Origin of the sequence: Roseibium sp. SCP14, from assembly GCF_040329475.1 — a bacterium.
In the GTDB taxonomy this organism is placed as follows: Bacteria; Pseudomonadota; Alphaproteobacteria; order Rhizobiales; family Stappiaceae; genus Roseibium.
Genome location: NZ_JBDZYH010000002.1, coordinates 627,576 through 651,286 on the forward strand (window position 1 = coordinate 627,576; position 23,711 = coordinate 651,286).

The 23,711-nt window shown below is 58.6% G+C and carries 18 protein-coding genes; 11 read left to right on the plus strand and 7 right to left on the minus strand.

Going from position 1 to position 23,711, the window contains the following annotated elements; genetic code table 11:
• The first annotated feature begins 273 nt into the window (after nucleotides 1-273).
• The 6 genes from ABLQ08_RS10170 (at nucleotide 274) to ABLQ08_RS10195 (ending at nucleotide 9,814) form a co-directional block, all read left to right on the plus strand.
• On the plus strand, nucleotides 274-1,347 hold the full coding sequence (locus ABLQ08_RS10170) for a cytochrome-c peroxidase (protein WP_352941406.1): 1,074 nt from the start codon (nucleotides 274-276) through the stop codon (nucleotides 1,345-1,347).
• 12 nt (nucleotides 1,348-1,359) lie between these two features.
• Complete coding sequence (locus ABLQ08_RS10175) at nucleotides 1,360-2,502, plus strand: cytochrome-c peroxidase (RefSeq protein ID WP_352941408.1); 1,143 nt, start codon at nucleotides 1,360-1,362, stop codon at nucleotides 2,500-2,502.
• Between the two features lie 11 nt (nucleotides 2,503-2,513).
• Nucleotides 2,514-3,110: an arsenate reductase (azurin) small subunit gene (locus ABLQ08_RS10180; protein WP_352941410.1), complete on the plus strand. Its 597-nt coding sequence runs from the start codon at nucleotides 2,514-2,516 to the stop codon at nucleotides 3,108-3,110.
• A gap of 11 nt (nucleotides 3,111-3,121) precedes the next feature.
• Nucleotides 3,122-5,797 (plus strand): arsenate reductase (azurin) large subunit, encoded by a 2,676-nt coding sequence (locus ABLQ08_RS10185; RefSeq protein ID WP_352941412.1) that lies wholly within the window; start codon nucleotides 3,122-3,124, stop codon nucleotides 5,795-5,797.
• A 91-nt stretch (nucleotides 5,798-5,888) separates the two neighbouring features.
• The gene (locus ABLQ08_RS10190; protein WP_352941415.1) at nucleotides 5,889-8,273 is read left to right on the plus strand and encodes a HEAT repeat domain-containing protein; all 2,385 of its coding nucleotides are present in this window, start codon (nucleotides 5,889-5,891) and stop codon (nucleotides 8,271-8,273) included.
• A gap of 233 nt (nucleotides 8,274-8,506) precedes the next feature.
• Nucleotides 8,507-9,814: an MFS transporter gene (locus tag ABLQ08_RS10195; RefSeq protein ID WP_352941417.1), complete on the plus strand. Its 1,308-nt coding sequence runs from the start codon at nucleotides 8,507-8,509 to the stop codon at nucleotides 9,812-9,814.
• A gap of 6 nt (nucleotides 9,815-9,820) precedes the next feature.
• Here the strand turns inward: ABLQ08_RS10195 and ABLQ08_RS10200 are convergent, their stop codons facing one another.
• The 7 genes from ABLQ08_RS10200 to ABLQ08_RS10230 are packed head-to-tail and all read right to left on the minus strand — an operon-like array spanning nucleotide 9,821 to nucleotide 18,616.
• The gene (locus tag ABLQ08_RS10200) at nucleotides 9,821-11,101 is read right to left on the minus strand and encodes an aspartate aminotransferase family protein (RefSeq protein ID WP_352941418.1); all 1,281 of its coding nucleotides are present in this window, start codon (nucleotides 11,099-11,101) and stop codon (nucleotides 9,821-9,823) included.
• 11 nt (nucleotides 11,102-11,112) lie between these two features.
• Nucleotides 11,113-12,237 carry a mandelate racemase/muconate lactonizing enzyme family protein gene (locus ABLQ08_RS10205; RefSeq protein ID WP_352941421.1) on the minus strand — a complete coding sequence of 375 codons (1,125 nt, stop codon included), beginning with the start codon at nucleotides 12,235-12,237 and terminating at the stop codon, nucleotides 11,113-11,115.
• Nucleotides 12,234-13,349 carry a mandelate racemase/muconate lactonizing enzyme family protein gene (locus ABLQ08_RS10210; RefSeq protein WP_352941423.1) on the minus strand — a complete coding sequence of 372 codons (1,116 nt, stop codon included), beginning with the start codon at nucleotides 13,347-13,349 and terminating at the stop codon, nucleotides 12,234-12,236. Before ABLQ08_RS10210 ends, ABLQ08_RS10205 begins: the two co-directional genes overlap by 4 nt.
• Nucleotides 13,346-14,458, minus strand: coding sequence for a mandelate racemase/muconate lactonizing enzyme family protein (locus ABLQ08_RS10215; protein WP_352941425.1), 1,113 nt, complete (start codon nucleotides 14,456-14,458; stop codon nucleotides 13,346-13,348). Before ABLQ08_RS10215 ends, ABLQ08_RS10210 begins: the two co-directional genes overlap by 4 nt.
• A 5-nt stretch (nucleotides 14,459-14,463) precedes the next feature.
• Nucleotides 14,464-15,048, minus strand: a complete 585-nt coding sequence (locus tag ABLQ08_RS10220; RefSeq protein WP_352941427.1) for a dimethylsulfonioproprionate lyase family protein — start codon at nucleotides 15,046-15,048, stop codon at nucleotides 14,464-14,466.
• Nucleotides 15,045-16,139 (minus strand): alcohol dehydrogenase family protein, encoded by a 1,095-nt coding sequence (locus ABLQ08_RS10225; protein WP_352941430.1) that lies wholly within the window; start codon nucleotides 16,137-16,139, stop codon nucleotides 15,045-15,047. The genes ABLQ08_RS10220 and ABLQ08_RS10225 overlap by 4 nt, the downstream gene beginning before the upstream one ends.
• Nucleotides 16,136-18,616, minus strand: a complete 2,481-nt coding sequence (locus ABLQ08_RS10230) for an FAD-dependent oxidoreductase (RefSeq protein WP_352941432.1) — start codon at nucleotides 18,614-18,616, stop codon at nucleotides 16,136-16,138. Before ABLQ08_RS10230 ends, ABLQ08_RS10225 begins: the two co-directional genes overlap by 4 nt.
• 118 nt (nucleotides 18,617-18,734) lie before the next feature.
• Here ABLQ08_RS10230 and ABLQ08_RS10235 point away from each other — a divergent pair, with 118 nt between their 5' ends.
• Genes ABLQ08_RS10235 through ABLQ08_RS10255 form a run of 5 tightly spaced genes read left to right on the plus strand, consistent with a single transcriptional unit; the run spans nucleotide 18,735 to nucleotide 23,709 of the window.
• Entirely contained in the window at nucleotides 18,735-19,601 is an 867-nt protein-coding gene (locus ABLQ08_RS10235; RefSeq protein ID WP_352941435.1) for a MurR/RpiR family transcriptional regulator, read from the plus strand.
• On the plus strand, nucleotides 19,598-20,680 hold the full coding sequence (locus ABLQ08_RS10240) for an aromatic ring-hydroxylating oxygenase subunit alpha (RefSeq protein WP_352941437.1): 1,083 nt from the start codon (nucleotides 19,598-19,600) through the stop codon (nucleotides 20,678-20,680). Before ABLQ08_RS10235 ends, ABLQ08_RS10240 begins: the two co-directional genes overlap by 4 nt.
• Entirely contained in the window at nucleotides 20,680-21,525 is an 846-nt protein-coding gene (locus ABLQ08_RS10245) for a hypothetical protein (RefSeq protein WP_352941440.1), read from the plus strand. Before ABLQ08_RS10240 ends, ABLQ08_RS10245 begins: the two co-directional genes overlap by 1 nt.
• Nucleotides 21,518-22,261 carry a hypothetical protein gene (locus ABLQ08_RS10250; RefSeq protein WP_352941443.1) on the plus strand — a complete coding sequence of 248 codons (744 nt, stop codon included), beginning with the start codon at nucleotides 21,518-21,520 and terminating at the stop codon, nucleotides 22,259-22,261. The genes ABLQ08_RS10245 and ABLQ08_RS10250 overlap by 8 nt, the downstream gene beginning before the upstream one ends.
• A complete protein-coding gene (locus tag ABLQ08_RS10255) occupies nucleotides 22,258-23,709 on the plus strand; it encodes an aldehyde dehydrogenase family protein (protein ID WP_352941445.1) in 1,452 nt (483 codons plus the stop codon). Before ABLQ08_RS10250 ends, ABLQ08_RS10255 begins: the two co-directional genes overlap by 4 nt.
• The last annotated feature ends 2 nt before the right edge of the window (nucleotides 23,710-23,711 follow it).

Below are 23,711 nucleotides of genomic sequence, written 5' to 3' on the forward strand. Positions count from 1 at the left end.
TTAAAGTCGGGCGGAGTATATGAGCACACCTATTTGGCTGATTTGACATTGCTCAAACAACACAGATAATTGAAATTTCAATATTTTCGAATTTATGAATTTAATTCGCAACCTTCTAAAATATACGTAGGAATACACAAAAACCGCGATCACTGATTGCAATCAATGCCCTGCTTCTTCAAAGGCGAATACTGGCCGCAGTAGGGGAGAAGCAGGACGCCCCGGCCTTGGGCCGTCTGATTGTTAATGCTCCCCTCCACAACGGAGGGTCCTATGCGCCTAACTGCAAGTATTGCAGCTCTGCTTTTAGCCACCACGGCCGCCTGGTCTGCTGATCAGGGCCCGGTCACGCCGCTGGAGGTGAATCCGGAGCTGGCCGAACTGGGCAAGCGTCTGTTCTATGACACACGCCTGTCTGGAGACACGAATCTATCCTGCGCGTCCTGCCACCAGCCGGACCTCGCATTCACCGATGGCGAAGCCCTGTCAACTGCCTACAGCGGTTCAGAAGGTTTCCGCAACACGCCGACGCTCGCCAATGTCGGCCAGCGCGCTGCATGGATGCATGACGGCCGCCTCGGTACCAACCTGAACGACGTATCCCGTGAAATGATCACGGAAGACTACATCATGAACATGGACATGCGGATGATGCAGGAGCGTCTGAAGCAGGATCCGGTCTATGTGAAAATGTTCAAGGCCGCCGGCAAGGGCGAACCGTCCAACGGCGGTGCCCGTTCCGCGCTTCAGGAATTCCTGAAGTCGATCGCTTCTTCCGGAGCACCGTTCGATACGGGTGAAATGAGCGAAGCCGCCAAACGCGGTTACGTGAACTTCAAGGGCAAGGCCGGTTGTACCGACTGTCACTCCGGTGACCGCTTCACCGATGATCAGCCCTACAACATCGGCGTTCCGAACAATCCGGACATCTGGTCCGATCCGCTGCGCCACCAGACCTTTGTCGGCTACGCGAAGTTCATGGGTGTCGAAAACTACATGAACGTCCGCGAAGACCTGGGTGCCTACGTTCGCGATCACAAGGAAGAGTCCAAGCGGACCTTCATGACGCCAACTTTGCGCGAGCTGACCTACACCGCGCCTTACATGCACAACGGCATGCTGGCGACCCTGGAAGATGTGGTTGAGTTCTACAACCAGGGTGGCGGTGACGACCCGAACAAGGACCCGCGCCTGAAGCCCCTCGGTCTGACACGCGGCGAAAAGGCCGATCTGGTCGAGTTCCTGAAGTCGCTCTCCGGAACCAGCTACAACCAACCTGCCTATGTCTGGGAACAGGATGACTACGAATACGAAGTCGTTCCCGACTGGAAAAACGCGACGAACTAAGGAGACAGGATCATGTCAAAAGCCATGAAGAAAACCGTCTCCGCATGGGCTCTCGCAGGCGCTTCAGTGCTTGCGATCGCCACCGGAGCCATTGCTGCCGACCGGCCTGCCGAACTGGCACCGCTCGGTGACCCGCCCATCCCGGCCGACAATCCACAGACAGCGGAAAAGATCGAACTCGGCAAGTTGCTGTTCTTCGATCCGCGTCTGTCCGGCAACGGCGCAATGCCTTGCTCGGCCTGTCACCTTCCGGATGCCGGTTGGGACTTCCCGGACAAGATATCCCTCGGGTATCCCGGCACAGTTCACTGGCGGAACTCCCAGACCATCGTGAACTCCGCCTATTACGGCAACCTGTTCTGGGCCGGTTCTTCCAAGTCTCTGGAAGCTCAGGCCAAGTCGGCTGCCAAGGGGGCCGTTGCCGGTAACGGTGAAGACGACATGATGGAATCCCGTCTTGCCTTCATTCCGGAATACCGCGAGCGTTTCAAGGACGTCTTCGGCACGGAATATCCGCGCCTGAGCCACGCATGGATGGCCATTGCAGCGTTTGAACGGACCCTCGTCCAGACTGACACGCCGTTCGACAACTACATGCGCGGTGACGACAACGCCCTGGACGATGCCCAGAAGCGCGGGCTGGAACTGTTCACCGGCAAGGCCGGATGTTCCGAGTGCCACAACGGCGCTCTTCTCACCAACGAGAAGTACTACAACCTTGGCGTCCCGCCCTACGACGGTTGGGAAACCGATGAACTCGCTCAGATCACCTTCCGCTATGAGCTTTACGCAAAAGGCTCCACGGAAGAAATGTACCGGTCCTACAAGGACGATCCGGGCGTCTACTTCCGTGCAAAGGACAAGGAACACCTCGGCAAATTCCGTGTGCCTTCCCTGCGCTACACCAAGTACACCGCGCCTTACATGCACAACGGCATGATCGCGACATTGGAAGACGTGGTCGATTTCTACAACCAGGGCGGCGGCGAAAACCAGTTTGCCAAGACCAAGAGTGAGCTGATCAAACCGCTCGGTCTGAACGATCAGGAAAAAGCCGATCTTGTAGCCTTCCTGGAAAGCCTTTCCGGTGAACGTATCGTCATGGAGGAGCCTGAGCTCCCCGAATATGACGTGCTTCCGGCGGCTTCGAATTAAGGAGACGGATTATGACGAAGCACCAAAAACCACTTGATCCGGCTCTGGTCGAGGCCATCAACGGCCCGACCGAAGTTGCCAAGACCGGCAAGCGTTGCCTGATGAACCGCCGTCAGTTTCTGCTGACATCGGGCATCACCACCTTCACCGTGATGGTGGCGCTGAAATCCGGCCCCGCCTCGGCGAAGGTCCCGGCTGTCGTGTCGACCTACGAGCGCAAGCACATCGGCAAACTGTCGGAACTCAAGGAAGACGAACCGCTCGACTTCACCTACCCGGATGATGGCGCGTACTCGGAATCGATGCTCGTGAAACTCGGCCGCGAGGCCGGTGGCGGCATCGGCCCGGACAAGGACGTGGTTGCATTCAACTACACCTGTACGCACCAGGGCGGTCCTCTGCAGGGCACCTACAAGTCTCAGGACAAGGTTCTGGGTCCCTGCCCTTTGCACCTGACCACCTTCGACCTGACGCGTCACGGCATCTTCATTTCCGGACAAGCCTACCAGAGCCTGCCGCAGGTTCTGCTCGAGCTGGATGGAGATGACATCTACGCCGTCGGAATGTTCGGCCTGATCTACGGCCGTTACGACAATCTCAAGGGCTGAGGAGACCGATAATGTCCACACCCTATTACATCCCAGAGACGAATATCCCTCTGCCGCCGGTAGATGCGGATGTGATCTCAACGGCTTGCGACTACTGCATCGTGGCCTGCGGGTACAAGATCTATCGCTGGCCGGTTAAAGGCGGCAAGGTCGGAGGCGAAAAGGCGGAAGAAAACGCATTCGGCGTCGACTTCCCTGTCGACCCGCTCGGCCCGTGGGTCGCTCCGAACCAGTACAACGTTGTCCTGCACAACGGCGAACCGCACCACGTCATCATCATCCCGGACAAGGATGCCGAGTTCGTCAACCCGAACGGTAACTCCTCCATCCGTGGCGGTGCGATCGCACAGAAGGTCTACAACCCGCAGACCCCGACCCGCGATCGCTTGAAATCTCCGATGGTCCGCATGTTCGGCGTCCTGATGCCGGTCACATGGGACTTCGCCATGGAGATCGCCGCGGAAGTCGGCAAGTACGTGATCAAGAAGCACGGTGAGAACGCCTATTGCGTCAAGACCTTCTCGTATGGCTACATGGAAAACACCTATGCCATCACGAAATATGCCTTGAACAGCGTCAACACGGCGAACTTCACCTTCCACGACACGCCGTCCGACGTGACGTCCACTCCGGGCTTCCGTGACGCCGGTTTCGACAACTTCGGCCCGTCCTATGAGGACTGGAGAGACGCCGAAACCCTGCTCGTTTGCGGCACCGACCCGTATGAAACCAAAACGATCCTCTTCACCGACTGGATGATGCCAGGCATCCAGAACGGCCAGAAGGCGATCTTCATGGTTCCGCGCAAGACCGGCGGCATTGCCTACGCAGAAAAGAACGGTGGCATGTGGCTGGATATTCAGCCCGGCACCGACCTTCTCGTCGTCAACGCCATCGCCCGCGTGATCGTGGAAAATGGCTGGGAAGACAGCGACTGGATCCAGAAGTGGGTCAACAACAAGTGGGAAAGCTCCTCCGGCTTCGGCCAGGGCACGCGTAACACCCCTTGGCAGTGGCGCACGACCTGGGGCAAGTTCCAGACTGCCGGCTTCGAGGACTGGAAGAAGTGGCTCCTGTCCCAGGACGAGTTCGCTCCGGAAAAGGCAGCCGAAATCGCCCAGGTCGACGTCGAGAAGATCTACACCGCCGCCGAATGGATGGCCAAGCCGAAGGAAGACGGTTCCCGTCCGAAGACTTCGGTCATGATCGAAAAGGGCTTCTACTGGTCCAACAACACCGGCAACACCCAGGCGATTTCCGCACTCGGCATCATCGTCGGTGCCGGCGGCCGTCCCGGCCAGGTCATCGGCCGTGCCGGCGGTCACCAGCGCGGCGGTCTGCGTGGCGGCAAATATCCACGCAACAAGTCGCCTGAGAAACTGCCGGGCCGTCGTCGTCGTGCAATGGATACCGACAGGTACCTGATGTCCGGCCACACTCGCTTTGCCCATGTGATCGGCAACACCTGGATCCAGTCCATGTGCGGCTCCCAGTCTCTTGGTGCGAAGTTCGACGAACTGACTGTGCAGAACCCGCACCAGATCAGCTCGTTCGACAAGCAGGAGATCATCGACACGCTCAAACGGCGTGTGGACAGCGGCGGTATGGTCGTCGTCAACCAGGACATCTACCTGGTCGATCCGATCGGTGCCCGTTATGCCGACATCGTCTTCCCGGCCGCCGGCTGGGGCGAAGATACCTTCACCCGCGCCAATGGCGAGCGCCGTATCCGGCTTTATCCGAAGTTCTACGACGCACCGGGTGAAGCCAAACCGGACTGGTGGATCATTGCCAAACTGGCAACGGCCATGGGCTACAAGGGCTTCGACTGGAAGAGCTCCAACGAAGTTCTGGAAGAAGGTTCCCGCTTCTCACGCGGCAGCCGCAAGGACTTCCACATGGTCAAGGTCGTCGCTCAGCGCGAAGGCAAGACGCTTCACCAGAAGCTGGCTGAGTTCGGCACCAACGGCATCCAGGGCCCGGTCCTGCTTCAGGACGACGGCACTCTGGTCGGCACCAAGCGTCTGCACGACACGGAGCGCAAGCTTCCGGTCGACGGACCGTCCGGTGCGAACCGTCTCGGCAAGAAGCTGACGCACTTCAACTCGCAAACCGGCAAGTGCAACATCCAGAAGTCTCCGTGGAGCCTGTTCTCCGACTACTGGGCATGGCTGAAGCCGAAGGACGACGAGTTGTGGGTCACTTCCGGCCGCATCAACGAGCGCTGGCAGTCCGGTTACGACGATCGCCGCCGTCCGTACATCGTTCAGCGCTGGCCGGAAAACTGGGTGGAGATCCATCCGGATGATGCGGCAGAGCGCGGTATCGAGAACGGTGACTATGTCATGATGTACTCTGACCGTATTCCGGTTCAGAAGGACACCATCCTCGGTGTTGAAGGCGACGACTTCACCTTCACCAAGTTGATGGAACATGGCCACATCGAACTGACTGAAGGTGCAATCACCGCAGTTGCCATTGTCACGCCGGCCGTGAAGAAGGGGCTCCTCTACATGGACTTCCTGCACACAGCACAGCCTGCAAACGCACTGTCCGGACGCGTCGTCGACTGGATCAGCGGCAACTACAACTACAAGATGGGTGTCGGCCGTATCCGCAAGATCGGTACATCGCCCTACAAGACCAGCTACCGGTCCATGTCCTTTGCCCGCCGCGATATCGCTTAAGGGCACAAGGAAAATCTGATCAAGATCAAGGCGGGGATGTATGTCCCCGCCTTATTCTTTGCGCAACGAACAACGGTACAGGTCCGCTGAAATGACCCTTGAAAATCCAGCATTGCACGCAAATTCCGAGATCCTGACCCTGAACAGGGACGTTCAGGACAACTTGCTGGAAATTGCCAGAACGGGCACACCTTCAGAGCAATGTCTCGCGATTGAAACCGCTGGTGCCTGGAAGCTCTCCAGTGCGCGCGAAGTGCTTCTTGAAGCAACCCGCAACGACGACCCGGATGTACGTGTCGATGCCTTGCAGACGCTCGTCGCCCTCAAGGAAAAAGGGCTTGGAAAAGAGTTGTTCTGGAGCCTTGAAAACGACCCTGTCGGCGATTCCAAGGTTGCAGCAATCAGAGGGTTCCAATCCGAAGACCGCGATTTGGTTGCCCCGCTCCTGCGCAAACTCGTTGTCGACCGTTGCGAGGACGATGTGGCCTGGGAAGACGACAGCGCCGATTGGGACGACTGGCTCGACATTCAAAAGGAAGCCATTCGCGCAGTTGGCCGCCTGGGGGTCGAAGAAGCCGTCGACGATCTCCTTAAAGCCGCCAGCGACGAGTTCGGCCAGGATCTCTGGAATGAGGTTCTGGATGCTTTTGCCGGGCTCGGTCGTCCCGGACTTCTTGCATTGATCGATGCAGGCCAGAGCCAGTCCGAACGACAGCGTGCGCGCGCTGCACGGGCGCTGGGCTCCTCCAACGACCCGCTTGTCGTCAAGGCTCTGGATGCTCTCAGCCAGGACACGAATGCTGAGGTGCGCCTTGCGGCGCTTGAAACCCTTCTGGAACGGAATGCTCCCATATTCGATGCCCGGCTGATCAAGGATCCATCCGCACCAATTCGAGCCTTTACTGCCTCCAAATCACCAACTGTCGCAACCGATGATCTGATCGACCTGGCGATTGCCGATGAGGACAAATCGGTGAAACTCGCCGCGATCAAGCGCCTGGCGGGACGCCATCCGGCAAATGCTCAAGTCGCAAGACTTCTCGACCACGCCAAAGTGAAACTCAGAAACGAGCCGGAAGACTACATTGCAGCCCTGGTAGAAGTTCTGGGACGCAGCGAAACGGACGAAGCCCTTGATCTGCTGCTTGAAATCAAGACCCGCAATCCAAAGCCGGAAGTCCAGCGCGCCATTCACACGGCACTCGCCAACTTCGAACGTCCGCAATCTCTTGAAAGCCTGACCGACGGCGTGACCAGCAAAAGCCAGATGGTGCGGCTGTCAGCCCTTGCGTCTCTGGCAAGTCTTTCCGGCAAAGAAGGGGAAGTCGCCGACAACGCTGCCGCCGTCCTGCTGCTGGCGGCCCGCGGAGACCTCGCTTCCGAAGAGGAAGAAGCCAAGGAAAAGGAAAAAGAGGACGAGAACGAGCAGGAAAAACAGTTCGGTGCCCGCGCCAGAGATGACGAGGGTGGCAACAGAAACCGAATCGTGCTCGATCGCGACGGCAACGTCGTGCCTCAGGAAAAACCGGAAGACCCGGTAAAGCTAAGCGACTATCGCAATCCCGACGAGACAACTGGTAACGAAGAAGAAACAGCCGGCCTTGAAAGCGAAGCGGTAGCCGGGGAAACTGAAACCTCGCCAGCCGAAGACACCGCCGATGTGGTGGAATTCCCGCAAAACACCCTTGCTGCCATTCTCCAGGGTGACGAAGAACAGCTCGCCTTTGAAGAAGAAAGTGTCGAACTTTCTCATCAGGACCTGAAGTTCCTTGAACTTGCTCAGAACACCCTGCAGAAGAAGCGCGTCCGCCCGGACGTCGCTCCGAGCACCGCAATCGACATTCGGCGCATCGCGGTCCGGCTCATAGGGGAGCAGGCACAGCCTGTCTTCACCCAGGCGCTTCTGGCCTGCTGCTCGGCGAAGGATAATGAGCTGCGCACATCAGCGCTGGTCTCGCTGCTACGTCGGGCTGAACGCGGCATTTCCCTTTCCGATGACACATGGGAAAAGCTGTTGAACCTGCCGCCTGACAACCATCCACCTGCCCGCATGACTTTCCTGGAACTACTGGCATTTGGTCCGCGGGATGCTGCGCGGGCGCGGCTCGAAAACGCTCTTTCAGGCAGCAACGACGCCGATCAGATCGCAGCCTTGAACGCCTGCGCCAGACTGGGTGTCAAACCCGATCAGTTAAGCGGTTTGCTGAATTCCGAGAACCGGTCGACACGGCAGGCCGCATTGAAATTCGCATGCCAGTTTGAAGATGCCCGGTGCGCAACTGATCTCATGCAGGCAACCTTCCGTGAAAGCGGAGCGCTCGGGTCCGTGTTGGCTAAAGCGATTTCCAGCCGCGGTGCTTGCGGTTTGAGCGATGAAGTCTTGTCGAGGCTGAAAGATGCCTGCGATCAAGGCGGGACCCAGCGTCTTATCGCGCTGCAGATCCTCTCCCAGGCCGGCAAGGAACTGGCCGCATAAGACGCCCTCAACCGCAGCCTGAAATCCAGCTAAAGCCTAGAGCCCCTTCATGTCTCAAACGGTGTGAAGGGGCTTTTTCGTTCCGGTTCCCAAGTAAAGGCAATCTGGCGGCCGGATTTGCGTGCGAAACTGTTTGTCCCAGGTGCCCGATATTGTGAAAGCTGGCAATTCTCTCAAGAACGGACTCATAATGAATTCATAGCCCGACCTGTGACACCGGATCACTCGGAACCATGACCACTGTTATCGAAACCGTTGATCCTGCCTCCTCAACATCCCCGCCGACCCTGCGCATTCTGTTCTTCATCTCCATGCTGAGCGGCTTCATCTACGGTTACAATGCCGGCGTCTATTCCGGTGTGATGCTGCAGATCCGGGATGCTTTCGACCTTAGTGACGATGACATTGCAGACCTGATCGCCCTGTTTGACTTTGCCGAAGTGACGGGAGTGTTTCTTGTCCCACTTGCTGACCATCTCGGCCGGAAACGGTTGATGACGATATGTGCAAGTGCACTCGTCGCCGGGCCTCTTCTGGTCTTGATCCATCCCTCGGTATTTTTCCTCGTCATCGACCGTTTCATTGGCGGCTGCGCAGCGGGCATCCTGTTCATGACGGCAATCGTTTACGTCGCTGAAATTGCGACCGAGAAACGCAGAGCCCTGTTATTGTCAGCCGTCCCGGTCGGTGTCAGCGCGGGATATGTCGGAGAACTTCTCCTCTCTCTCGCCTTTGTCGAAGGCAGCGGCTGGCGCATTGCGATTGCCGGCTCGGCACTTCCTGCCCTCGTCCAAATTGCAGGACTGACGCGCCTTCACGAGTCTCCTCATTTTCTCCACCGTACCGGTCACAGGCAGAACGCTCACAAGGCGTGGACCTGGTATGGCTTGCCCGCACCTTCCGAGGGAACCGAAGACCCGCCCAATCCGCCCTGGTATCACGCACCAAAACTCCTGTTTGCGACGGCGGAAAGCAGGAGAGGTCTCTTGTTGGGATCAATTATCGTATTGGCAGCGACAACTTGCGGTTCCGGCATAATTGCCTATGGCCCCCTGCTCTTCGATTTTTTCGGACAGCACGACACTTCTGTCACCCTGCAGATCCTGGCGGTCTACACGACGCTCGGCTTCCTCATGGCGATGGCGGCACTGAAACTGATAGACGAAGGACATACCGACAAGATCCTTGTCGGCAGTCTTCTCGCCATGGCAGCAGCGCAGTTCCTGCTTGCGATAAGCGGTGGCTGGACTGCGATCCTGCTCTTTGGCGTCGTCCAGCTGGCCTTCAGCTTCGGCATCAGGACGACTGCGTTTCAAATCCTGCCAGGTTTCCTGAGCGATGCGACACGAACGAGCGGGGTTGCGTTTTTCAACCTCGTCTTCATGAGCCTTTCAGGTATCAATGCCGAGATTGTCCCGCGTGTTCTCCAGGACTCGAGCGTGCTGCTGTTTTCGCTCTACTCGGCAATTGCATTCGTACTGGCGGGCTCATGCTGGCTGATTCTGAAGACGAAATCGAAACGGGAATCACCCGGTCTCTGAGCACGGTTACTGCTGTTGGAGCGCATTCGCGGCCTTTTCCAGTGCCCTGTCCGTGGCTTCAAGATCTTCCTCCGTCAACGCAAGATGCGCATAGAGCTTGCTGTCCGGCTTCAGGATGCCGCTGGCACGAAGGCTTTCGTTGAAGATCTTCGACTTGGCGGCATCGTTGTTGAACATGTCCCGATAATTTCTGATCGGCTGGTCCGTGAAGACAACATCAAACAGCATCGGTTCGCCGACCAGCTGGTGCGCGACACCAACACGATCCAGGTGCTTCTTGAAGCTGGCCATCAATCGCTCGCCGTTCTTGCGCAGTTCGTCATAGGTGCCGGGACGCTTGAGGATCTCGAGTGTTTTCAGGCCGGCGACACTCGCTACCGGGTTGCCGCTGAGGGTACCGATCTGGAAGGTGAAGCCCTTTTCACCGACAATCGCCTTGTCGAAATGTGCCATGATCTCCGAACGGCCGACCACAGCTGCAAGGGGAAACCCTCCTCCCATGATCTTGCCGAGCGCACAAAGATCCGGCACGACGCCGTAGTATTCCTGAGCACCGCCATAGGCAAAGCGGAAGCCGGTCACGACTTCATCGAAGATCAGGACAATGCCGTGCTTTTGGGTCAGGTCGCGCAAGGCCTGGAGGAAACCCGGTTCCGGCGGGATCAACCGCTGCAGCGGTTCCACGATCACACAGGCAATTTCATCCGCATGCTCTTCAATGAGAGACTTCGCGAAATCGACGTCGTTAAAGGGCGCGATCAGCATTCCATCGCGCACACTTTCGGGAATGCCAGCTGAATCCGGTACTGCCTGCGGAAAGTTGACGAGGTTCTTCGGAGCAAGGCTCATCAGCGCCTCGCCGGACATGCCGTGATACCCGCCTTCAAACTTCAGGACCTTGTCGCGGCCGGTGAAGGCCCGGGCAAGTCTCATGGCGTACATGTCCGCCTCGCCACCGGTCGACACATAGCGGACCTGTTCGGCGCAAGGGACCGCCTCGACCAACGCTTCCGCCAACTCGATGCCGCGCGCATTGTTGGTGAAAAAGGTCATTCCCTTCGAAAGCTGCTCCTGCACGGCTTCCAGAACTTCAGGATGACCATGTCCCAGGATCATCGGGCCGGATCCAATCAGGTAATCGATGAACTCGTTACCATCTTCGTCCCAGACATGGGCCCCCTTGCCTTCACGGATGACAACACCCGGATCGAAGTTGCCAAACCCGGCGGCAGGCAGAACTTCAGCTGCACGAGCTCTCCAGTCCTGTTGAGAGATTGAGGTTTTCATTCGTGCCTCCTTCAGGCAGCCAAAGCAAGAACGGGTTCCCCCAGTTCGGCAAGGTTTGGTGAAACGCCGAGGCCGGGACCGGTCGGCGGAGAGATCCGGCCATTGTTTCGCACCGGAGCTTCAGGATCTAGACGCGGTGATACGTAGCCCGACAAATCACAAACATTCAAAACCGCTTGAGGTGGCGTCGCGGCAGCAACATGCAGCGCGGCCGCTGTCGTAATGTCCGATCCCCAGGTATCCTCGATGCACATCTTTGCACCGACGTGGAGACACAGGTCGCGCGCCTTGCGCAATTCTGAAATGCCGCCGAACTTGGAAAGCTTCAGCGCGACAGCATCCATACAGCCCAGCTCATATGCCTTCAGCAGGCTTGCTGTGTCATGCGCGTTTTCATCCATCTTCATCGGCAGGCCCGTCGATGCGCGCACTGCGGCGCATTCTTCCATTGTCGCGCAAGGTTGCTCCAGCATGATGTCGAGACCGGCCACAGCGCGGCCGACACGTGTGGCATCTAATCGCGTTGCGCCGCAGTTCCAGTCTCCATAGACCACCGGCCCGCTTCCGACCGCTTCGCGCACCAGCCGCAACCTGGCGACGTCAGCCTCCCAGTTGTTATCCGCTCCCAGCTTGACCTGAAACTGGCTGATGCCCCGTCCCAGAGCCTCTGTTGCAATCCGCGCCATCTCTTCGGGCGCAACGCAGGTGATGGAATGATAGAGCGGCAGTTCGTATGAATGCAGTCCGCCCAGCAACGTGTGGACCGGCACACCGCAGACCTTACCTGTCAGGTCCCAGAGCGCGATATCGATGACTGATTGCACATACGGGTGCCCCTGCAGATAGGACCGGCAGGTCGCCATCAGAGCGTCCACTCCCATCGGATTGGCGCCGATCAGAACCGGAGCGAGTTCTTCAATTGCCGGAGACACTCCCCTGGCATAAGCGGGCAGATAATGCGGGATCGGGCAGACCTCGCCCCAACCGCTGACGCCTTGCTCGGTGTCTATCCGCAGCACCATGCTGTCGATCGTATCGCAGGTTTTGCCCGCCGCCATGTAGTAGGTTTCATGACTGGTCAGCGGCACGCGCCAAAGCGTCAGGCCGGAAATTCTGAGATCAGAGCGAACACTCATGCACCGCCTCCATAAATGGCGACCGGTTCGCCCAGAAGGGACGGATCGGGTGTGATTCCGATCCCGGGGCGATCATCAAAGTGAACCAGTCCGCCCCTGTTGCGTCCTCCCTGACCAGGAACCGGGTCGATCCCAAGATGAGCGTGGCAAAGCCAGCTCGCGAGCCGGTTGGCGTCTGGTGTCGTAGCTGCCAGCTGAAGCGCTGCGCTGTCGGCGAAGGCGCTGCCTCCGGTATCTTCGATATGCATCTGCCAACCGACGGAAACGCCGAAGTCCCGGATCTGCCGGGCCCTGGTCAATCCGCCGACCCGGTTTGGCTTCACTTTCACGCCTTGGCAGCTGCCGCGTTTCCAGGCCTCAAGATGGTCCTGAAACGAGTGCAGGCATTCATCCAGCATGATCGGTTGAGGCACCTTGGACGCGACCAGCGCGCACTGGTCGAGCGTTTCGCAAGGTTGCTCAACCCAATCCCTTGCAGTGACCGCGTTCAGAACCTGCATGGCAACGCCAGGCGTCCAGGCCCTGTTGACGTCGTAGGTGACCTGTTCGCCCTTGGGCAGCGCCGCGGAAATCGCCTCGATCCGCTCGATATCGGCCGAGAAATCACTGCCTCCGATTTTGGCTGAATGGGTACGATAGCCTTTCGAACTGGCCTCCTTGATAAGGGCAATCATCTCTTCCGGCGTCCCGGTGGAAATGGAAGAGTTCACCGCAACGGCTGCAGGCTGCTCGGCCCCAAGCAATCGCCAAAGCGGTGCCCCCGCCGTTTTGCCCAGAATGTCCCAGCACGCAATGTCCAGCGGTGACTTGGCATAAAGATGGCCTGGCAGCTGTATGTCCATGGCCCGGTTGATTTCATCAAGAGCACGAGGATCTCGGCCAATGAGGGCGGGCGCCAGAACACCAACGGCGGCTCTCAGCCCCGGTCCGTGCGCTGGCAGATAGGTGTGTCCCCATGGGCAACCTTCGCCCCATCCCGAGACCCCTTCGTCCGTGTCGATGCGCACAAAAGTGCTGTCGATCGCCTCGAACTTCAGCCGCCCGCCGGAAAGCCAATAAGGCTTGGTGAGCGGCAGTTCGATTTGCCAGACCGCGATGCGGCTGATCCTCATGCTGCCTCCCCATAGGTTGCGACGGGTTCGCCCAGGCTTGCGAAGTCGGGCGTGACACCCAGTCCCGGCGCATCGGAAGCAAAGAGCTTTCCTTGCTCGGTTTTGGGCCCCGGCGCCCCGGTCGATCGGGTGTTGTAATTGTGTAGGTCCGTCGTGTTCTGCAGAAACTCCCGCGGTGTTGAGGCTGCAAAATGCGCCAGAGTGGCGGTTGCGATTTCACCGCCCCAGGTGTCTTCAGCCACCACCGGAATCCGGTTATCAACAAAGAAGTCGCGCACGCGCCGCGCCTTCGACAACCCGCCCAGATTGGAAATCTTCAGGCAAACGAGGTCGGCGCCGTGATCGGCAACGATCCGCTGCGCCGCGTGAATGCCTGTGACGCATTCATCCAACTTCATCGGCAAGTCGATACGTATGCGGACCTGCTGACACTCTTCATAGGTCCGGCAGGGCTGCTCGAATATGAAGTCGAGATCACGCGTTGCCCGTGCGACCCGCAAGGCGTTGTCGACACGCCAGCCCTGATTGGCATCGGCCATGGCTTTCTCGCCGGGTTTCAGCAGCGGAACAGTTGCCCTTATGCGGTCGATATCCACCGCCCAGTCAGCTCCGACCTTGATCTGGAACTGCCGGTAACCGGCGGCCCGGTGCCGCTCCAGCTCCGCGATCGTTTCTTCCGTTCCGCGGTGAGGTGCGACCCGGTACATCGGAGCGCCGTCGGTCAGTTTGCCGCCAAGCAGCAGCCAGACAGGAGCATCGAGAGCCTTGCCCGCGATGTCCCAGCACGCGGCATCGAAGGGCGCTTTGGCATAGCCGTGTCCCTGAACCAGGTGGTCCATGATCTGTTCGATCCGCGCGACCTGTCTGGGGTCTTCGCCAATCAGTGCGGGAGCAACCAGACGGGCGAGAGCTTCAACGCCCTCCGAATGCGCAACCATGTAGTTTTCACCGCAAGGTGTGAATTCACCACAGCCCGAAAGTCCGGCATCGGTGTCGACAACCACGACTGACGCCCTTGCAACCGTGATGGCGTTGCCTGCTCCCCAACCATAGGAACCGTCAACATAGGGCAGATCCGTCTTGAAGACACGGATACGCGTGATCTTCATCTGCCTCACTCCATATGCGGCAGTCCGCTCAGTCCCGGGCCGCGCCAGAAAATGAGCGTGAGGATGCCCTCGTTTCGGGTCGTCATGGCGTGCCGCTGCCAGGCCTGATGAAAACGGGTGGCACCCCGTCCCAGAACGGCTGTCATCCCGTCCTGCCGGTGAAACTCTCCCAAACCGGACACGATGACATAAAGCTCTTCTGCCTCATGATGATGCCAGTCGTAATAGAGCTCGGGTCCCCAGTAGGCGACATAGACGCGCCCTTGATCAGTTCGAAAATGTCCAGAGGGACCGAACAATTCAAAATAGCCGTAGTTTTCAAGAAAGTGCGCACCGACCTCCTCCTCGGTATAGGTCAGGCGCCAGGCAGCTTTCGGCGCGGCGGCGGCAATGGCCTGATGCAGTTGGGCCATCGCAGAACTGTCATTTTCCAGCCAACCGCAGACATGCCTGGCGACCGGCAGGTTCTCAGCCTCTATTTCTGTCCAGTCCAGCCGACTGGGCCAGGGAGCGAATGCGCCCAGTTCTGCGTCGCCTTCATAAATGGTCCGAACTGCGGACAGCAAGCGGTCGAACGCGTCACGGTTCATGGAACCACCACAATGTTACCTGTGTGCTTTTTCTCGATGAAGGCGGTCTGTGCAGTGTGAAAGTCCTGCAACGGATAGGTTGCGGCCAGCACAGGCCGGATTTCGCCGCGTTCGATGTATCCGACAAGGTCTCCGAAAATGTGCGGCGCAACGACCGTGGACCCCGTCAGCGTCAGGTCGCGCAGATAAAAGGTTCGAAGATCCAGTTCCACCATCGGCCCGGCGATTGCACCCGAGCAGGTATAGCGCCCGCCGCGCTCCAGAACGTCAATCAGCGTGCCCCAATAGGGCCCACCGACAATATCGGCGACAACCGACACCGTGTCCTTGCCCGTCGCCCCTTTGAGTGCTGCCTTCAGATCTTCAGGTGCGCGCTCCAGAACCACGTCTGCTCCAAGAGCCTTCACATCATCATGCTTGCTCGGTGACGCCAGCGCGACAACGGTTGCTCCACGGCGCTTGGCCAGCTGAATGAGTGCGGAACCGACACCGCCGGAGGCACCTGTCACGAGCACCGTGTCGCCAGCCGTAACGTGCGCCCGGCTGAGCATGCCCTCACCTGTCGTATAGGAACAGGAAAAGGTCGCCAGTTCCGCGTCGCTCAGGTCCGAGCGGATGACGGCAACATTCCGCGCGTCGACAACCGCATATTGCGCAAAACCACCATCGCTTTCCGAGCCGAAATAGCCGGTCTTGTCGCGATTGTCAGGATCGGACCAGTCGCGGAGCCAGCAATCGACCATCACACGTTTGTCCATGAGGTCGGAAAGCGTTCCCTCGCCCAGACCGACGACCGTGCCGACAGCATCTGCGCCCTGAATGCGCGGGAACGTGATCGGCCTGCCGCCCCAGGTCGGATCCTCTTCGCCGACATCCTGATAGGCACCACCGGTGGTCGCATCGGATACCGTTTTGGAATACCAGCCTGATCGTGTGTTGACGTCGGTATTGTTCAGCCCGCAGGCCCCAACCCTGATCAGAACTTCACCCGGTCCTGGACGGGGTGTCGGCCAGTCTTCGTGCCAGACCAGCCTCTCGAGACCGCCATGTCCTTCCAGAACGATGGCTTTCATGGTTTCCGGTACGGTCATTCTGCTGCAACTCCTACAGGTGTGTCGGTGCGCGGAAGCAGGCTTTCGGGATCGTAGGCGGCGGCTTCGAGCACCCGAGCGTTGCGCGGCCGGTTCATGATGACAACTTCCAGTTCCTGCCCCGGCCGGGCGGCCTTCAGCTCGACATAGGCAAAGGCAAGGATCTTGCCGACGGTATGTCCGTAGGCGACCGAACTGGTTGCGCCTACAGGTTGACCGTCAAGCAATACGGCTTCGCCGCCGTGACCGTCTTCAACATCATCCGGTTCGATTTCCAGGTAGACGCAGATCCATGGCAGTTTCTCACTGGCAGCGCTTTCTGCCGTCTTGTCCCGTCCCAGAAAATCTCCCTTGTCGAGCTTTGCGAAGCGCATGACATCGGCTTCCGGCAAGGTCACTTCGTTCGTGAGTTCCCCGGCTCCCTTGAAACCCTTCTCCAGACGTAGTGCATTCATGGCGAATGATCCGTAGTCCATGAGCCCGAGCGGTTCACCAGTTGTCCAGAGCGCCTCATAAACCTCAAGCATGTCCTCTCTGGCGACATGAAGCTCCCAGCCGAGCTCGCCGGCATAAGACATGCGGAACGCCCACAGCTTCTTGCCCACGACTTCTATTTCCTGTGCCGTGAGCCACCGGAACGATTTGTTGTCGAGCGCTGATGAGGTGTTTGGCGCAAGGATCTCGCGTGCTCTTGGCCCATTCAGCGTCATTGCTCCCCACTCGTTTGAGCGGTTGCGGACCGTCATAACTTCTTCGGCCTGGTTCCGTGCAAGGTGATCCAAAAGACGCTGCTCGAAAAACGCCGCGCAGACCAGATAGAAACGATCCTCGGCCAGGCGCACAACCGTCAGTTCCAGTTCGATCCGGCCTCTCCGGTTCAGCATGTGCGTCAGCACGATACCACCGGTTTTCTTCGGCAACCTGTTGGCAACAATCCTGTCCAGATAGGCTTCCGCGTCCGGACCGGACAGCTCCACCTTGGCGAAGGCCGAAATATCCATGATGCCGGCCGCCGTTCTCACCGCGTTCATTTCGGTGCCGACCGCATCATGCCAGTCAGCCCGTCTGAAGGAATAGTAGTCCCGTTGCTCAAGACTGCCCTTGGCAAACCAGCGCGGCCGCTCGTGACCGTAAACTTCCTCGTAGACCGCACCTTTGTCCTTCAGCCGTTCATAAAGCGGACTCGGTTTGATCGGCCGCCCCTCAAGACGGTTGAAATGCGGGAACGGAATTTCGTGGCGAAGGCAGTAATCCTCTTTCGCCTTGATAACCTGCCAGTCCTTCCCGGCATAACCACCGAACCGGCGCGGATCGAATTCGCGCATGGAGATATCCGCAGAACCGTGCACGATCCAGCGTGCGAGCTCCCGCGTCAGTCCGGGCCCCCAGCCAATGCCGATCTGGGTGCCGCAGCAGCACCAGTAGTTCTTGACACCTGGCGCCGGACCAATCAGTGGATTGCCATCCGGTGGATGGGAAATCGCGCCGTGAACTTCACGCTTGATGCCGAGTTCTGAAAATATCGGCATCCGGCCCATGGCGTTTTCAAGCCACGGCATGATCCGGTCATAGTCGGCATCGAACAATTCGTTTTCAGCTTCCCAGGGGCAGAAGTCTTCCCAGACCGTATTGGGATTTTCCTTCTCATAAATACCGATCAGTCCGGATTTCTGCTCCATGCGGATGTAACCGGACACGAGCTTGTCGTCGCGAATGACCGGCAGTTCCCTGTCCAGTTCGAGAAACTCCGGAACAGTGTCGGTAACGATGTAGTGGTGGGTCATGGAGGTCATGGGCAGCTGCAAGCCGCTCCACTCCCCCATTTGACGGGCATAAGTGCCCCCGGCATTGACCACATGCTCGCAGGTGATGTCGCCAAGTTCGGTGGAGACTTTCCACTCGCCATTCGGCTGCTGTTTGATATCTGTCGCCCGGCATCGTCGAATGATCTTCACGCCGAGTTTCCGTGCCCCTATCGCGAGAGCCTGGGTGACGCCCGAGGGATCTGCATGGCCATCATCGGGCGTATGCAGGGCGCCAAGCACACCGTCGAGATTGTAAAACGGATGCAGCTCGCGAATGCGGTCCGGACCAACCAGCTCCATCGGAAACTTCAGCGCCCGCCCGACGCTCATCGTGTGGCGGAGCCAGTCCATTTCGTCTTCGGTATAGGCCAGTCGGAAGGAGCCGCAGCCATGCCAGGTCACGGACTGGCCGGTCTCCTCCTCAAGCTTTCCGGCATAAAGGTCGATGTTGTAGCCGACACATTTTCCCAGGCCGAAGCTGGAAGTCGAATGGGTGATCTGCCCTGCCGCATGCCACGTCGACCCGGAAGTTAGCTCCGCCTTTTCCAGAAGCACGACATCCGACCAGCCCTCATGGGCCAGATGATACGCCAGGCCGCAGCCCATGATGCCGCCACCGACGATGACGACCCGCGCCGAAGACGGCAATTTCGAGGTTCCAGCTTCCGACACGCCTTGTCTCCCAGGCCGGTGATTTTTCGATAGACAGCGTAATTGTACAAATGTACTCTCGTCAATCATGAATGATATGAATGTACCAAAATCAGATTTGAAAGCCCCTCAGGAGGTATTGGACGACCTGGCCTCCGAGCTTGAGGAACTGACGCCCGAACTCAAGAAGGCTGCAAGCTACGTGCTTGAAAACCCGAACGATGTCGGTGTCAGTTCCATTCGGGAAATTGCCGATGCCGCCGGAGTGAAACCGAACACGTTCGTGCGCATGGCGCGGTCCGTTGGCTTCGAAGGCTATGAGGATTTCCGCCACCCGTTCCGGGAGGCGATCCGCAGCCGTGGTACGGATTTTCCCGACCGGGCCCGCTGGCTTCAATCCCTGGCCAAGGGTGGTCAGCTGGGAAGCCTTTTTGCCGAAATGGCGGCCTGCGCAATCTCCAATATCGAAAACACCTTTGCGGCAACTGACGACGCAGCCATGAAGGCAGCGGCCGAGGCCATCGTGAAAGCCCGCCACACATATGTTCTTGGCGTTGGCGTCAACAATTCCAACGCGCGCAACTTCACCTACCTCGCGGACATGGCAGTCGACACTATCTGGACCATTCCGCGCCTCGGATCTGTGGCGACCGATGACCTTGCTCGCGCCGATGAACGCGACGTGCTGGTTGCAATGACCTGTAAACCCTACCGAACCGATGTAATAACCGCCGTTGAGCTTGCGCGAGAACAGGGTCTGACCATCATCGCCATTTCCGACAGTCCGGCCTCCCCCATCGTGGTCGGCAGCGACCACGCCTTTATTGTCGACGCGGAAACGCCGCAGTTCTTTCCCTCGTCGGTCTCCACCATCGCGCTTTTGGAAACACTGCTCGCCTTCGTCATCGCCGATGCCCCGGAAGACGTCATTTCCAGCATCGAACGTTTTCACACCCGCCGCCACAAGATGGGGCTCTATCAGGAAGAGTGGAAGGACCGCTCATGAACGTACACAGCCAGCTGATCCATTCGCTAGAAGCGTGGTACTACACCGACCCGTCGCACTTTGAGACGGAAAAAGCGGGATTGCTGGCTCGAACGTGGCATTTCGCCGGGCACGGTTCACAACTGGAAAAGCCGGGTGACTATTTCACCGTCGAAATTGCGGGGGAAAGCATCATCTGCCTGCGGGACAGGGATAACCGGCTCCAAGCCTATTACAATGTCTGTCAGCACCGGGCCCACCAGCTTGTTCAGGGTGAAGGCAACACCAAACTGCTTGTCTGCCCTTATCACAGCTGGACCTATGAACTCACCGGAGGCCTGCGCTCAGGCCCCAATGTGCGTTCCGTCCCCGGCTTTGATCGTAACAGGATTTGCCTGACCAACGTTCGCATCGAGGACTTCTGCGGATTTCTGTTTGTGAACCTCGATCCGAACGCAAAACCAATGGACGATTGGTTTCCGAATGTGCGTGAGGAGCTGCGTTCCTTTGTACCGCACATCGACCGGCTCAAGCCGCTCGAATGGGTGGAAATCCCGGAAAACTGCAATTGGAAAGTCTCGGTCGAGAATTATTCTGAATGTTACCACTGCCCCATCAATCACCCCACTTTCGCCACAGGTGTCGTCAAGCCGGAGACCTATGACATCCAGCCTCAGGGCTATTGCCTGCGACATACAACCGAGTGCCAAAATCTCGAAAGCATGACCTATGAGATAGACCTGGCAGCCAATGAGCACGCGGGCGACTACTCTTCCTGGTTCCTGTGGCCATTGTTCTCATTCCAGGTGTATCCGGGAAACATCCTGAACACCTATCACTGGCGGGCGATCGATGCCGGTCAGGTGACCGTCTGGCGTGGCTGGTACACGATCGACGGCGTTGATTCCGAGACTGTACGCCGCCTCGCGATCCAGGACAGGTCAACAACGGTGGAAGAGGACATCTATCTGGTCGAATCCGTTCAAAAAGGCCTGAGAAGCCGCGGCTACCAACCAGGCCCTCTCGTTCTCGACCCGTCCTGCGGCGTGAACTCGGAACATTCTATCAAGACATTGCAGAGCTGGATGCGGGAGGCCTGATGTCTGGAAACACTGCCCCTCTCGGCATGCCGGCCGAATGGACACCGGAACAGAAACTGTTTCCGCATCAGGTCGGCTTCACCTGTCCGCCTCATGACTGGGACGCAGCGCCTTCGGATTTCCTGCGCATTGCCCCAGCTTCGGTCGGTGTTCACGGCTGGATGCTGCATGTGCCGGATTATCGCCACCGCCTCGACCAGCGTACCCGCAACTTCGACATGCTCGAGGACTTCGCGTCGGTCATGGCCAACAATGGCGCCGATGTTTGCGCTCAGGTCGGCTCCAACTGGGTCCACGCATCAGGCCTCGGCGTTCAGGGAATAGCCGATTTCTGCAAGCGGCTCAGTGACAGGCACGGACTGGCCTTTCACATGGCCGGTTACGCGATGGTCGAGGCCCTGCGTGCAATGAATGTCGAGAAGGTCGCGCTGAACGCCGTTTACCACTGGCCGGAATGGTGGCAGGGCACGGCAGGCTTCCTGCGCGAAGCCGGATTCGATGTTCTGTGGGCCGGTAACTTTGTCGATCAGGGCTGGTTTGAAACTCAGGACGACGTGAACGCCCTCCGCTGGATTTTCGGCGGTGACCTTGCCCGCAAGAGCTTTGAATTTGTCGCCGACCAGGCACCAAATGCGGATGCCTATCTGGCTAACGGTATGGTCAATTTCAGGAGCGGTCCGAATGGCCAACCGGAAAGAATGCTGCACGTCACCCCAGACCTGGAGGAGATGCTCGGCAAGCCGGTCATTGCCCACGACACCGCGCTCTACTGGCGCATTTTCCACTCCCTCAACCTTGCTCCCGTGGGTCTCCACGGACGTTTGCTGGAGTCCTTGCATGCATAAGATTGTTGCGCTTTGGGCCGTACCGCGCTCTACCTCGACCGCCTTCGAGTGGATGATGCGCCAGCGCGGTGACCTCGACTGCCTGCACGAACCGTTCGGAGAAGCCTGGTATCAGGGTGAGGAACCGTTCTGGCCGAGATGGAAATCCGGCGACAAGGTCACTCCCGGACTGACGCTTGAAAGCGTTTGGGAAGACATCCGTTCACGGGCTGAAAGCGGTCCGGTCTTCATCAAGGACTTCCCTCACTACATCAACCACATGTGGGACGCGGAATTCCTGTCTCACTTCACGCATGCCTTCCTTATCCGTGACCCGGCCCTGACCATCACTTCCATGTACGACAAGTGGCCGGATTTCGATTCCGGCGAAGTCGGATTTCCCGAGCAACGCGCGCTGTATGATCTCATCACCGCGATGACGGGCACGGCGCCTCCGGTCATCGACAGCAACGACCTCCTGGAAAATCCGGCAGGAACCGTATCTGCATTTTGCGAAGCCGTAGGCATACCCTTCATCGAACAAGCACTCTCCTGGGAACCGGGCGCCGACACCGACCAATACAGCTGGTGGGATGGTGGTTCGTTCCACGCGAACCTGAGAAGCTCCACGGGACTGCAACCTCAGAAACGCAAATATGTCGAGCTCTCGGATGCACCGGACAGGGTGCAACACGTCTATAAGCGGATGAAACCGCATTACGACCGGCTCTATTCAAACAGGATCAGACCGCAGTGAGCGAACTACCCGCCTATTGGCAGAACTTTATCGATGGCAGTTTTTGTGACGGCGGGGCTGGCCGCCTCACCGTACTGGACCCGGCTAAGGGCGAACTGCTCGCCGAGCAGGCGCTTGCAGACGAAGCCGATGTCGACCGGGCTGTGGCTGCGGCCAAGGCCTTGAGCGACAGCGGCGCCTGGTCAGGCCTTCGCCCAGTTGAACGCAGTCGTATCGTGCGCGGAATGGGCGACTACCTCCTCGAGCGGATCGACGAAATTGCTCCCATCCTGACCCGGGAAGCCGGCAAGCCGCTTTGGGAAGCAAGGCTCGAGATTGAAGGCGCAGCCCGATATTTCGAGTATTACGGCAACCAGGCCGAGACGATGGAAGGCCGGTCGATACCGCTCGGCCAGGGCTATTTCGACTTCACCACCCATGAACCCTATGACGTGTCTGCGCAGATCATTCCCTGGAACTATCCGATGGAAATGACGGCGCGGTCCCTCTCCGCTGCCCTTGCGGTCGGGTGTTCCGTTGTCGTCAAGACGCCGGAACTCGATCCGCTCACCAATAGGTACTTTGCCGATGCGGCTTTGGCCTGCGGCCTGCCGAAAGGTGCACTGAACATTCTCTGCGGGCTAGGCAAGGACACCGGCGCAGCTCTCGCGGCGCATCCTGACGTCAATCAGATCGTTTTTACAGGTTCGGTCCCGACAGGAATATCCATTGCAACGGCGGCAGCCCAGAATGTCGTGCCCTGCGTACTGGAGCTCGGAGGCAAATCGGCCGCTATCGTCCATGACGACGCGGATCTCGACGCCTTCCTGTCCGACGTTCGCTGGGGTATCTATTTCAATGCCGGCCAGGTGTGCTCGGCCATGTCGCGCGTGATTGCCCACGAGCGCATTCACGACAAACTGGTCGACGGCATTGTTGCCATGGCAGAAAACCTCAAAGTCGGTAGCGGCCTCACTTTCCCGAGATTCGGCGCGAACATGGGTGCCATGATTTCAGAAGGTCAGTGCCAGCGCGCAGCCGGCATGGTATCGGCGGCGGAACGCGAAGGCGCACGCGTTGTCACGGGAGGCCGGCGACTGAACCGGCCCGGTTACTTTCTTGAACCGACCGTGATCACCGACGTCTCGCCGGATATGTCGATTGCTTCAGACGAAGTCTTCGGCCCGGTTCTCTCAGTGCTGAAATTCAGCAATGAGAATGAGGCTATCCGGATCGCCAACGGCACGCCCTACGGGCTGGTGGCAGGTGTCTTCACCGCCGACATCGACCGGGCAATGCGAGCTTCAAAACAGCTTCGAGCCGGTCAGGTCTTCGTCAACGAATGGTATGCCGGAGGGGTTGAAACGCCCTTTGGCGGCTTCGGCAAATCAGGTTACGGTCGCGAGAAAGGCCGCGAGGCCCTGTTGAACTATGTTCAGACCAAGAATGTTGCGATCAAGCTGAGGTAAAA